This is a genomic window from Acinetobacter sp. NRRL B-65365 (genome assembly GCF_001605865.1).
Lineage (GTDB): Bacteria > Pseudomonadota > Gammaproteobacteria > Pseudomonadales > Moraxellaceae > Acinetobacter > Acinetobacter vivianii.
Genome location: NZ_LRPD01000034.1, coordinates 29,302 through 41,759, shown reverse-complemented (window position 1 = coordinate 41,759; position 12,458 = coordinate 29,302). Strand labels below are relative to the sequence as shown.

Here is a 12,458-nt window from a genome sequence, read left to right as displayed (position 1 = left end):
GGATTTAACTCTTTTTTACAGTGATGGGTAAGATTAAGCTATCAAGCTGTTGTAATTGTGGGGCATTGGCATGTTTTTGTTTCAATTGCTGTAACACCTCGCTAAATTGCGTGAGTGCACCCTGCATATACAATGCTTTGGCATAGCGAACGCCAATATTCACATTTTGACTGAGTGAATAAGCCTGACCTAAAACTTTGGCAGCAGTATCAAAGTCATTTTGCAAGAAGGCGATGTAGCCCAGTGTATCGAGGATTGATGCCTGTTCAGGGGCAAAGTCCAGCGCTAGCTCTGCATATTTACGTGCTTCTTTAAGGCGACGGTTTTGCAAGGCCAACGTATAGGCATACGCATTCAGATAGGTTGGGCTATTAGGTTCAAGAATGAGCAACTGCTTCAAGGTTTTGTCGAGTTTGTCTCGATCTGTATATGGATCGAGTAACAGGACTTCAGCATAAATCAGTTCAGGATCATCAGGTAAATTCTTGATGGCTTCATCCAGCAAAGCCAAAGCAGCCTTTTTATTATCCATTTTCTTTAAAATATCGGCCTGTGCCTGATACAGGAAACTGGCATGTTGAGGATAGTTAACACGTTCCTGCGTCAGGAAGCGTAAGGCATCATTGAGTTGGTCCTGTTTCTCAAAAATTGCAATCATATTACGTCGGGAGACGATATAAAGGCTGCCATCTACCAGACGATAATAAGCCTTTGCTGTCTCATAATGCTGTTTGCGCTGAGCATTGATTGCCAGATAGTAATAGGCTTCATTTTGATATTTGGCAGATGAACGCAGCTCTACCAGATATTGCTCGGCTTTTTCATATTGCTTCAAGTCAATACTGGTCAAACCTGCAATAAACAGGGCTTCTTCCGCTTTAGGATGATCTTTAATGATATCTTCAAGTTTGTCTAAAGCTTGCTGTTGCTGATTGATTTGAATGTAATAGCGTGCTTCTGCCAGACGAATATCAATATTGTTTTTATTTTTTCGACTTGCCTTTGCAAACCATTTTTGTGTTTCTTCATCATCTTGCAAAGCCATGAGCAGATTGGCTTTCATTAAAATGAAACTGGTGGTTTTTGAGCGTTTTCGTAAGGCTCGATTAATATTTTTGAGCGCTTGCTCGTATAAGCCATCTTGTGCTTCTAAACCTGCAATCAAGGCTAGAATAGAGGGATTATTACGTTCTTCGCTAGCACGCAGGGCATTTAAGAGGACTTCGCGGTCTTGTGCCTGTTCAGGGGCAATCCCGGCTAAAATTTCTTCCAGATCAGCCGTTGGATCAATATTTAAAATTTTATCCAATGTTTTTGCCGCAAGCTCGTACTCATGCGTTTTGAGTGCGATATGCGATAAATAAAATAGTGCGGGTACATCTTTAGGCTCTTGCTCAACCCAATGCGTTGCGATGTCTAAGGCAGACTGTAAGTCATTATATTCTAAGGCAACATCTAAGGCGCGCTGCTTGATTGTGGTTGAATTACTACGAATCGCAAGCACAGTATAATTGTGTAGAGCGGTTGCAATATCATCATAAGCAAGAGAAAATTCAGCAACCATGCTCTGTTGTAAAGCATTTTCAAAGCTGTTCTCTGCATACATGTCGTGTATTGCTTGTGCAGAGACATAAGAGCTCATGCTACCTAACAACAAGATTGTGGTAGAATACCGTCTAATCGTCTTGCCGCTAAAAAGGGTACGGCGATATAGCTGACGCAATTTTTATTGATCCAAAGTAATGCTTTTTATGACACCGATGTTGCACAATAACATAAATTTAGCGAAATGATGATCTGATATGTCTTTCTTTGCATTGGGTGTCAACCATCAAACAGCTTCTGTTGAACTTCGTGAACAAATTGCTTTCAATGCAGAGCGATTAGCTGCGCTATTGCTTGAACAAAACCAGAAGTCATCCTTAAATGATCTTGTGGTGGTGTCGACTTGCAACCGTACCGAAGTGTATGCCATGACAGAAGATGCGGATAGCGTCCTGAACTGGCTGGCCCAAGTGAATAATATTGATGTAAAACAGTTAATTCATCATGTTTATCGTTACGAGAATGCTCAGGCTGTTACACATTTGATGCGTGTTGCTAGTGGTTTAGACTCGTTGATGCTGGGCGAACCTCAGATTTTAGGGCAGGTGAAAAGTGCTCTGGCGCTGTCAAAAGATGCCGAAACGGTTTCACCTGAGCTGAATAGTGTCTTTGAATATGCCTTTTACGCAGCCAAGCGGGTTCGTTCTGAAACCTCTGTCGGAAGTCATGCAGTTTCAATGGGTTATGCGGTTGCTCAGTTGGCCTTGCAAGTGTTTAGTCGTCCAGAAAAATTGACTGTGATGGTTGTGGCTGCGGGGGAAATGAATAGTTTAGTCGCTAAACACCTTGCGGAAATGGGTGTAGCGAAGATTCTGATCTGTAACCGTAGCCGCGAACGTGCAGATATTCTGGCACAGGAAATTGCCCATCAGGTCGATGTTGAAATTATTCCTTTTACGGAACTTGCACAGAATTTGCATCGAGCAGACGTTATCTCAAGTTGTACAGGTAGTTTGCATCAAGTGATTGAATATTCAGACGTCAAAACGGCATTGAAAAAACGCCGCTATCAACAGATGCTCATGGTCGATCTGGCCGTGCCACGTGATATTGACCCGAAAGTTGAATCACTGGATAACGTGTATTTGTATGGCGTTGATGATTTGCAAAGTGTGATTGATGAAAATCTGGCACAACGTCGTCAAGCTGCGGTTGAAGCCGAGATTATGGTTAATCAATTGGCAACCCAATTGATGACCCAGCAAAAAGTCAAAGAGGCGAGTGGTACGATTCAGGCCTATCGCCAGCATAGCGAAGAAGTAAGCCAAAAAGAGCTGGCTCATGCGATGGAATCATTACAGCATGGTCATGCCGCAGAGCAGGTGTTACAGGAGTTTGCGCATCGTTTAACACAAAAGTTAATGCATCCGACTTCAATCTTGTTAAGAGAAGCCGCTAAAGCAGAAAATCCTGATTATTTCGAATGGCTACAGCAGCATTTACAAGACGTGTTCGAGCATGAACGTAAACCGAGACAGTAAGTTTGCGGTGCTAAGATAGCAATCGCAAACTAATCTGTTTGGTCAGTTCATTTAATTGCTGACGTAAATTGCGTGATTCGATCAAAGAAATGGGTGATTTAAGTTTTAATCGCAGATATTTTTCTTGTAATCCCAATGCGTATTCTTTGGCAAGTTTATCTGCAATTTCAGGTGCTTGAGTTAATGATTGAATATTGGTGCGTTGCATAATATCAGCCAGTTCGTGACTATAACTACTACATGCACCCAGCACATAATAGGTTGCCAGTTCCTGATCATCAGGCAATTCATCAAAGACGATATTCAATACAGCTAAAATTTTTGCTAATAGTTCATCCTGATCAATCACCGCACGTAATTCTTCAAAATGAATGTACAAGAAGGGGTGGTGCATCAAAATCGCTACTGCGAAATCTTCATCTTTGGTCTGAATGTTAAAAGATAAGGAGGCATCATGACTGACTTGGGGGGTAAAACGTTTCCCTAATCCTAGCTTTTCACGGAAAGATTGACTCAACAAATAACGGAATGAACCATGTTTAGGCAATAATTCAGTCAATTCACGCAGTTCACCCATCACCAGACTTTTGCCTTCAGGTGTGCTGACATCATGCTGTCCAGTTAAATGGGCAAATACAAAGTCGGATAACAGGGGCGCTTGTTGCAGCAATTTCTGGAAATTTTCCAGCCCTTCACGGCGGATCAGTGAGTCAGGATCATGCTCATTGGGCAAAACAAAGAATTTTAATTCACGACCATCATTGAGTAGTGGTAGTGCGATTTCCAAGGTACGTCGCGCGGCCTTTTGTCCTGCGGCATCACCATCAAAGGCAATGGTAATTCTAGAATTTTGTTTGAATAGCGTGGTTAAGTGATCCGCATTACTGGCTGTTCCAAGCGTTGCGACAGCGCCATTGATACCGTATTGCTGTAAGGCAATCACATCCATATAGCCTTCCACCATCAACCAGTCATTGGCTTTCAGTTTACGGCCTTCGTATAGACCATAAAGCAACTGGTTTTTATGGAACACTTCAGAGTCAGGCGAGTTAATGTATTTGGGTTTAATTTCGTCATTGAGCGCACGACCACCAAAACCGACCACGCGACCTTTATGATCACGAATCGGGAAAATAACCCGTTCACGTAATAAGTTAAAATCCCGACCACTGTCGCTCGATCGAATCAGGCCAAGCTGTTTTAAGCCTTCAATATCTTGTGGAAAAGCTTTTTCAAGATGCTGCCAGTCTTCTGGTGCATAACCTAAACGCCAGAATTGAATGGTTTGTGCCGAGAGGCCACGTTGTCTGAAATAGTGTTGAGCTTTCTGACTGTTCGGTAACTGGCGTTCATAAAACTGCGCCACATTCTCTAGCAAATCATAAAGATTACCTTCCTGTACCTGTTCATCCATGTTGAATGATGGATCAAACTGGGCAAAAGGATCATCCATCACACGATCCATATCGACAAAATGTCCATCGATAAATTCATCGACTACGGGTGGTGCGACTGGATTTTCTGGTGCTGGTTTTACTGGCTGAGGTGCAGCAGCTTGTTGCGGGCTACGTTTATAAGAGAGTTTTTTATTGTCGTGATTATCTTTGGGGAGGTCGACACCTGTCTTATTGGACAGCTCTTTCATTACATCAACAAAGTTACGACCGTCGATATCCATCAGGAAGCGGATGGCATTCCCATTGGCCTGACAACCGAAGCAGTGATAGTACTGCTTGTCACGATAGACGTGGAAAGAAGGCGATTTTTCCTGATGAAATGGACAACAGCCAGAGTAGGTACGCCCCGTCTTTTTTAACTTCACACGTTGACCGATCAAATCGACAATGTCAGTTCGATCTAAAATTTGATCAATCGTATGCTGTGGAATTGCCATGTGCGTTTAACCATTTCAGACAGGGAGTAAAACATTATTGCACTGCAAAAATGTCAGGAATCATTGTTGCATAAAATAAAAAACAGGCAAGGGAGACTTGCCTGTTTGGTGTATCAGATGATTGCAAATTAGTTTGCAGCATCATCCTCAGCCGTTGTTTTTGCTTCTGGCTTATCTAATAGACCAAAGCTTAAACGATTTTTCCAGCTTGGTTTTTCTGCGTTTGCTGGTGCTTCTGGAGCGGCCACAGGTTCTGGCGCAGCGGATTGTTCAGTCGCTGGCTTGCCCAGTAAACCAAAACTTAAGCGGTTGGTTAAACTGCGTTGTTCAGACTCACCACTGGCTTCATCTTTGACTTCTACAGTTTGAGACTCACGTCCTAATAAACCTAAAGTCGCACGATTGACCCAGCTTCCTTCTTTACGTGCTGCACGTAAATTAACTTCACCATTTGATTTCACTAAATTTGGATAGTTCAGTTTTAGGATTTCAACGTATTGTTGAGAAGTCGCCTGATCACCAAGTTTTTGATAGCTATATGCCAAAGTTGCTAAAGCTTCAGGTGTTTGCGGAGTTTGTGGATAATGTTCAATCACCCATTGTGCGCGTTCAGCAGCAGCCAACCATGCTTTACGTTCAATATTGAAACGTGCTGCATTCATTTCACTTTCAGCAAGTTCCTGACCAATAAATTTCATGCGCTGTGCGGCATCAACTGAATATTGGCTACTTGGGAAACGACGGATCAGGTCGACAAAGTTTTGATAAGCCACTTTGACATAGCTCACATCACGGTGTGATTGCTGGAGTGAAGTGTAGCGAATCAAGCTGTCGTAATTCATTTCCATGTTGGCTACACCACGAACGTAGTAAGCATAATCAACATTTGGATGTTGAGGATTTAAACGAATAAAACGCTCTGCAAGCGCAATCGTACCTTCATAATCTTTTTGTTTGAATTTCGCGTAGAGAAGCTCAAGCTGTGCCTGTTGAGTATATTGACCCGTTGGATAGTAGGTATCTAACGCTTCAAGTGATTTAACCGCATCGGTATATTGATTACGCTCAAGTGATTTTTGCGCTTTTTCGAAATAAACTTGTTCACTTGATTGTGGTCCTTTATCAACCACTTCTTTCTTACTTGGATTGCTGCTACAGCCCACAAATGCAGACGCTACACCTAAAGATAGTGCAAGCACCGTAATTTTATAACGTGGTAGCGACATAAAAACTCCTCTGTTATTCTGGGCAATGAGCTACAATGGTGCTATTAAACCATTTTTGTACCGATCATCAAATGACTTCAGCACAATCTTCCAATTCAAACATCTCTGAAACAGATTTCTTACTCGAAGATTCTGTCGATGCAGATAATCATAATTCTGACTCAACTGCAACACGTTTATCGTTGCAAATTCAACTCGATGAAAACTATTTAGGGCAACGTATTGATCAGGTTGCCGCATTGGTGTGGAGCGAGTTTTCACGGGAAAAACTCAAACAATGGATGAAAGATGGTCATCTGTTGGTAAATGGTAACATTGTTAAGCCAAAGTACCGCTGTGAAGGAAATGAGCTACTCACGCTTGAAGTTGAACTTGAAGCGCAAACTTCAAGCCAACCTGAAAATATTCCTTTAAATATTGTCTATGAAGATGACGATATCATCGTGATCAATAAAGAAGTGGGTATGGTGGTGCATCCAGGTGCAGGGAATCCGACAGGTACCTTGGTAAATGCACTGCTTTATCATGAGCCAAAACTTGCCGAACTTTCTCGTGCTGGTCTGGTACATCGTATCGATAAAGACACCAGTGGCTTACTGGTAGTTGCTAAAAATCTGGAAGCGCAATTTTCGTTAAGCAAACAATTGGCTAAGAAAACGGTTTATCGCGTTTATGATCTGGTTGCGTATGGCAATATTATTGCGGGTGGCACCATTGATGAGCCGATCAAACGTCATCCAGTGGATCGTGTCAAAATGGCGATCTTACCGGGCGGTCGTGATGCCGTGACACATTATAATGTGAAAGAGCGCTTCCGTGACTTTACTCGTGTACAGGCACAGCTTGAAACAGGGCGTACCCACCAGATCCGTGTCCATTTCAGCTATTTGGGACATGGTTTGGTCGGTGATCCAGTATATGTCAATCGTGTGCGCTTCCCCGCAGGTGCTTCAGCGAAATTAACAGATATGTTACGTAGCTTTAAGCGTCAGGCCTTACATGCAGCCAAACTTGGGTTGGTGCATCCGCGTACAGGCGAAGAAATGATGTTTGAAGCGCCGTGGCCAGAAGACTTTACTCAATTGGTTGAAGTGCTTCGCAGTGAAAATGAAGCCTATTAAGTAAAGCGCTACCTCCCTCTAAGTCTCCCTCCTTTAAGGAGGGAGACTGTCGTGAATTTAATGCCCTACAGTACTTTAAGCTCCCTCTTCTTTTAGGAGAGGTTGAGGGTAGGAAATATAGCTCAGGAGATATTTATGGAATTTGTACAAGGTCTGCCTAAAGGTGTTTTTGTCGGGCAAACACGCATTGCACATCCAGAAACAGTAGCGACACCGAATCAAAGTCTGTCTGGGTTTAATTTGGCTTTGCATGTCAATGATGATGCACAGCGCGTCCAGCAACATCGTATGATCTTGCTGAACCAATTGTCTGCATTCGGTGTGGATAAAATCACATGGATGACGCAAACCCACAGCACCATTTGTCATACCGTGAATGAACAAGTTCCATTCGTTGCTCTTGAAGGCGATGGTCTGGTCACACAACGTGTAGGCCATGCCTTAATGATGATGACTGCCGATTGTCTTCCTGTGGTGTTGGGAAATGCCGAAGGTACAGAAGTTGCCAATCTACACGCAGGCTGGCGCGGATTAGCCGCAGGAATTGTGGAAAATACGGTTGCTGAAATGAAATCCCAACCGACTTGGGCATGGTTGGGGGCAGCTATTAGCCAGCCTTGTTTTGAGGTTGGGGCAGAGGTCAAAGCGGCTTTCTGTGAGAAATATCCTGAGCTGGAATCTGCATTTATTGCAGGTCAGGCTGAGGGTAAATATCAGGCTGATCTCTATGCCATTGCACGTTTTATTTTAAAGCGTTTAGGCGTGGAAACTATTATTGGTGGTGATCAGTGCTCGTATCAGCAAGCTGAGGATTATTTTTCTCATCGCCGTGATGCCAAAACTGGTCGCATGGCAAGCTTTGTATTTATGCAATAAATTGCCGCCATTGCATTGTCGATTGGCCTTGTCGCATTTAAAAATGTTAAACTTGATCTAATTCATTGGTTTTTAAATTTTCCATGTCTGTTATTGAGCAAATTACTCCCCAAGTTAAAGTTTGTGTGGTTTATCATAGTCCTTATGGGCATACAGCCAAAGTTGCGCAATACATTGCTCAAGGGGCAGAACAGGCGGGTGCTGAAGTGCATCTGTTGTCCGTGGCTGCACCTCAATGGGACTTGCTTGATCAGGCAGATGTGATTGTTATGGGCTGCCCAACTTATATGGGAAGCCTCACCTCTGCCTTGAAACAGTTTATGGAAGATTCGTCTAAACGCTGGTTGGCACGTACATGGCAAGGCAAACTGGCTGCTGGTTTTACCAATGGCGGTGGACTCAGTGGTGATAAGCTGGCTGTGTTGCAGCAGATTAATTTATTTGCAATGCAGCATGGCATGTTATGGGCTGGTTTACCGTTTATGCCGACTGGACGTGGTCAATCCGATATTAACCGTATGTCGAGTTTTTTAGGATTAATGACGCAATCTGACAATGCCAGTGTTGAGGTGACACCACCCGAAGGTGACCTGGAAACAGCACGCAAGTTTGGCCAATATTTGGCAGAGTTAAGACTCAAACACGTATAAGTTAAAGATTGAAAAAAACCTCCATTGATCGGAGGTTTTTTTTATTTGTGCAATATACGTGCTTTATCACGTTGCCAGTCACGATCTTTTTCAGTTGCACGCTTGTCATGTAATTGCTTACCTTTTACCAGTGCAATTTCAAGCTTGACCAGATGACCTTTCCAGTAACATGCCAATGGTACGCACGAATAACCTTTTTGATTCACCGCACCTAATAGTTTTTCCAGCTCACGACGAGACAAGAGCAACTTACGGGTACGCGTTGCTTCTGGAACCACATGTGTTGATGCAGACAATAACGGCTGAATTTGTGAACCAAATAAAAAGGCTTCACCATTTTTAAAAATGACATAACTTTCCGTCAAGCTCATACGTCCAGCACGTAGAGACTTTACTTCCCAACCTTGGAGGGACATGCCTGCTTCAAATTTTTCTTCGATAAAGTAATCGTGGCGCGCTCTTTTGTTTTGAGCAATCGTGCCACCATTATGTTTTTTTACAACTGTTGCTTGCGCCATAATTCAAACTTCCACAATTGCCTCTATTGTGCCGCAAAACGCAATCTTTTTCCAATGTTTAGGAATTTCGCGTTTAGGCTGAAGATTTGTTAAAATACGCACCTTATCTCATTCACTAGAGTACACCGCATGTCTAAAACACGTGTGATTTATCCGGGGACTTTCGATCCAATAACCAATGGACATGTTGATTTGGTTGCAAGAGCATCAAAAATGTTTGATGAAGTTGTGGTTGCCATTGCGATTGGTCATCATAAAAATCCGGTATTTAGTTTAGAAGAGCGTGTTGAATTGGCAAAAGCATCACTCAGTCATTTGAACAATGTTGAGTTTGTTGGTTTTGATGGCTTGTTGGTCAATTTTTTCCGTGAACAGCGTGCGACAGCAGTACTTCGTGGTTTAAGAGCAATTTCAGATTTTGAATATGAATTTCAACTGGCGAATATGAACCGTCAGCTTGATCCTCATTTTGAATCGGTATTTTTAACTCCATCTGAGCAATATTCATTTATTTCATCGACACTGGTGAGAGAAATTGCCCGTTTAAAAGGTGATGTAAACAAATTTGTGCCTGCCGTTGTGGTCGAGGCCTTTGAACGTAAACATCAACAAGGTTGGTAACGTGTCTTTATATATTACAGATGAATGCATTAACTGCGATGTCTGTGAACCTGTCTGTCCCAATGACGCCATCTATATGGGTGAGCTGATTTATGAGATTAATCCAGCACTCTGTACCGAGTGTATTGGACACCATGATCAGCCACAGTGTCAGTTATTTTGCCCAGTCGATTGTATTCCTCTGGATCCTCAACATGTGGAATCTCATGATGAGTTGATGGAGAAATATAAAAAACTGACTGCACAAAAAAATGCGAGCAATTAACAGCGAACTTTGGTAAGATGCGCCACGAAGTGGGCCGGACGGTCGCTGCTGTGGAGGTCTCCGTGACTGAAACAGGGGAGGAAAGTCCGGGCTTCAAAGGGCAAGGTGCCAGGTAACGCCTGGGCGGCGAAAGCCGACGGCAAGTGCAGCAGAGAGTAGACCGCCAATCCCTCCGTTCCTCCCTTTAATAAAGGGAGGCTAGGTAGGATTAGGTAAGGGTGAAAGGGTGCGGTAAGAGCGCACCGCGTGTCTGGTAACAGTTCATGGCAAGGTAAACCCCACCTGAAGCAAGACCAAATAGGAATCCTGAGGCACGGCCCGTGCTGGATTCGGGTAGGTCGCTTGAGCGTATGAGTGATTGTACGCCTAGAGGAATGATCGTCCTCGACAGAACCCGGCTTATAGGCCCACTTCTTAAATTTTTTGAAAATTGTGCTTGACGTGTGTAGCGAAAGTTAAGATAATGCGCCCACAGTTTTCGGCTATGTAGCTCAGTTGGTTAGAGCACCGCACTCATAATGCGGGGGTCACAAGTTCAAGTCTCGTCATAGCCACCATTTTATAGACCACGCTCCTGCGTGGTCTCTTTTTATCTGCTGTTTTTAAATGGATAGTTCTAATCCGACTTTCACCCGATCTAAAACGATCAGCGTCCGATAGGTTCTGACATCCTGATTATCTGCAAAGTGCTTACGTACCAAGGCTTCAAAGTGAGATAAGGTGTCTGAAATCATAATGATAATAAAAGAAACGCCCCCATTGACGAAATAGCACTGCTGAATCTCATCGACATTGGCAAAATATTGTTTGGCCCGATCCATCACAATAGAGCGGTCTTCTGCTAAACGGACTTCAATAATTGAAGTAATCTTTTCGCCAAACTTTTTCGGATTAAGTACGGCACAATTTTTTTCAATCACCTGTTCTTCTTCAAGTCGGGCTATACGCCGTTGTACTGAAGCTTGAGAAAGATTCACCAATTCAGCAATTTTTCGATGCGACATTTTATTGTCGTGTTGTAGTTGCCTTAAAATTGCATAATCAAACTGATCCAATGAAATGTCTGACACGATTAAATCTCTCATCCTAAGAAAAATATAGAGTAATTTACTCACATTCTTGCATAAAATCGCAGAATTAAACGTGGATGTGTGAATTAAAATTGCATTTCTACATCGCAGGGTATGGTCATGGTAGGACTGGATTCTAGGCAAGGCATTGCCTTTCTTGCTGCTTCTTTATCTTTGATATCTGTACAGGTGGGGGCCGCCGTAGCCAAAACGTTATTTCCTGTTTTGGGTGCAGAAACTGTCGCTCTGGTTCGTCTTGGCTTGTCTGCTATTCTTCTGTTTATTATTTTCAGGCCGTGGCAATTGTTCTATCGGAAGACCAACTGGCGCGATTTGCTGATTTACGGCATGCTCGTGAGTGGCATGAATCTATTAATTTATAAAGCTTTTTCCTATATGTCAGTTGGTATCGCCATTTCAATTGAAGTGTTAGGGCCTTTGGCTGTTGCGATGTTAATGTCTAAGCGCAAGCAGGATCTGCTGTGGGTAGGGTGTGCACTTATAGGCATAGTGATATTACCATTTGGCGGAATTAACCAGAATTTTAGTTATCTCGGCATGTGCTTTGCGTTAGGTGCGGCTGTCTGTTGGGGGCTTTATATTATTTATGGTCGACGGGTGGCTTCATCTGGTGGAAGTTCTGTGGCGGTCGGGATGCTAGTCGCGACTTTATTTGCTCTCCCTGTTGGTGTCCAGCATTTAGATTTAGTAATGAGTTCCTATAAAGTTTTCTTTACTTGTGTATTTGTTTCCTTGTTCTCAAGCATGATTCCTTTCTTACTGGATATCATGGCGATGAGGCGACTGGCAGCACATGTTTTTGGGATTTTACTCAGTGCTTCACCTGCGATTAGTGCTTTGGCTGCGTGGTATATTTTAGGCGAAGCATTAAATATTTATCAGGTTCTGGCCATTATGATGATTGTGGTGGCATGCATTGGCTGTTCCTACACATCGTATAAGGAAAAGCACTAAGTTCAAAAGCTGTGTTGTGGGAAGTTCAAGCAGGAAGATTGCACAGAAATTTCGACTAGAATAGGTGTTGAATTAAAAAATGTACAATTGATAAGGTCTTTGTGCAAAAACCGCGCATATATCTTCTATTTTCAAGATCATAGACTTGACCCATCA

Annotated in this window: 12 protein-coding genes, 1 tRNA gene and 1 other RNA gene; 9 read left to right on the top strand and 5 right to left on the bottom strand. The window is 43.0% G+C overall.

The window, feature by feature from the left end; all coding sequences use genetic code 11:
* Positions 1-4: 4 nt before the first annotated feature.
* Positions 5-1,723, bottom strand: coding sequence for a tetratricopeptide repeat protein (locus tag AWW72_RS12930; RefSeq protein WP_004770910.1), 1,719 nt, complete (start codon positions 1,721-1,723; stop codon positions 5-7).
* 79 nt (positions 1,724-1,802) lie between these two features.
* Here AWW72_RS12930 and hemA point away from each other — a divergent pair, with 79 nt between their 5' ends.
* Positions 1,803-3,086 (top strand): glutamyl-tRNA reductase, encoded by a 1,284-nt coding sequence (gene hemA / locus AWW72_RS12925; protein WP_004770911.1) that lies wholly within the window; start codon positions 1,803-1,805, stop codon positions 3,084-3,086.
* Positions 3,087-3,096: 10 nt separating this feature from the next.
* Here hemA and AWW72_RS12920 read toward each other — a convergent pair whose 3' ends face one another.
* Positions 3,097-4,980, bottom strand: coding sequence for a DNA primase (locus AWW72_RS12920; RefSeq protein WP_062847600.1), 1,884 nt, complete (start codon positions 4,978-4,980; stop codon positions 3,097-3,099).
* A 128-nt stretch (positions 4,981-5,108) separates the two neighbouring features.
* The gene (locus AWW72_RS12915; RefSeq protein ID WP_062847599.1) at positions 5,109-6,206 is read right to left on the bottom strand and encodes an outer membrane protein assembly factor BamD; all 1,098 of its coding nucleotides are present in this window, start codon (positions 6,204-6,206) and stop codon (positions 5,109-5,111) included.
* A gap of 71 nt (positions 6,207-6,277) precedes the next feature.
* On the opposite strand from AWW72_RS12915, the gene rluD reads away from it, so the two are divergent.
* The 3 genes from rluD (at position 6,278) to AWW72_RS12900 (ending at position 8,853) form a co-directional block, all read left to right on the top strand.
* Positions 6,278-7,327 (top strand): 23S rRNA pseudouridine(1911/1915/1917) synthase RluD, encoded by a 1,050-nt coding sequence (gene rluD / locus AWW72_RS12910; RefSeq protein ID WP_032810643.1) that lies wholly within the window; start codon positions 6,278-6,280, stop codon positions 7,325-7,327.
* A gap of 135 nt (positions 7,328-7,462) precedes the next feature.
* Complete coding sequence (pgeF, locus tag AWW72_RS12905) at positions 7,463-8,203, top strand: peptidoglycan editing factor PgeF (RefSeq protein ID WP_062847598.1); 741 nt, start codon at positions 7,463-7,465, stop codon at positions 8,201-8,203.
* A gap of 83 nt (positions 8,204-8,286) precedes the next feature.
* Positions 8,287-8,853: a flavodoxin family protein gene (locus AWW72_RS12900; RefSeq protein ID WP_047431121.1), complete on the top strand. Its 567-nt coding sequence runs from the start codon at positions 8,287-8,289 to the stop codon at positions 8,851-8,853.
* A 41-nt stretch (positions 8,854-8,894) separates the two neighbouring features.
* Here AWW72_RS12900 and smpB read toward each other — a convergent pair whose 3' ends face one another.
* The gene (gene smpB / locus AWW72_RS12895; protein WP_004770917.1) at positions 8,895-9,371 is read right to left on the bottom strand and encodes an SsrA-binding protein SmpB; all 477 of its coding nucleotides are present in this window, start codon (positions 9,369-9,371) and stop codon (positions 8,895-8,897) included.
* 129 nt (positions 9,372-9,500) lie between these two features.
* Here smpB and coaD point away from each other — a divergent pair, with 129 nt between their 5' ends.
* The 4 genes from coaD to AWW72_RS12875 all read left to right on the top strand — a co-directional run bounded on the left by coaD (position 9,501) and on the right by AWW72_RS12875 (position 10,814).
* On the top strand, positions 9,501-9,992 hold the full coding sequence (gene coaD, locus AWW72_RS12890; protein WP_004770918.1) for a pantetheine-phosphate adenylyltransferase: 492 nt from the start codon (positions 9,501-9,503) through the stop codon (positions 9,990-9,992).
* Between the two features lies 1 nt (position 9,993).
* Positions 9,994-10,257 carry a YfhL family 4Fe-4S dicluster ferredoxin gene (locus tag AWW72_RS12885; protein WP_004770919.1) on the top strand — a complete coding sequence of 88 codons (264 nt, stop codon included), beginning with the start codon at positions 9,994-9,996 and terminating at the stop codon, positions 10,255-10,257.
* Between the two features lie 26 nt (positions 10,258-10,283).
* Positions 10,284-10,675, top strand: an RNA gene (gene rnpB / locus AWW72_RS12880) — RNase P RNA component class A.
* 62 nt (positions 10,676-10,737) lie between these two features.
* A tRNA-Met gene (locus AWW72_RS12875) sits at positions 10,738-10,814 on the top strand.
* Positions 10,815-10,859: 45 nt separating this feature from the next.
* Here AWW72_RS12875 and AWW72_RS12870 read toward each other — a convergent pair.
* On the bottom strand, positions 10,860-11,327 hold the full coding sequence (locus AWW72_RS12870; protein WP_032810463.1) for an Lrp/AsnC family transcriptional regulator: 468 nt from the start codon (positions 11,325-11,327) through the stop codon (positions 10,860-10,862).
* Between the two features lie 120 nt (positions 11,328-11,447).
* Here AWW72_RS12870 and AWW72_RS12865 point away from each other — a divergent pair, with 120 nt between their 5' ends.
* A complete protein-coding gene (locus AWW72_RS12865) occupies positions 11,448-12,302 on the top strand; it encodes an EamA family transporter (protein ID WP_062847597.1) in 855 nt (284 codons plus the stop codon).
* Positions 12,303-12,458: the final 156 nt, after the last annotated feature.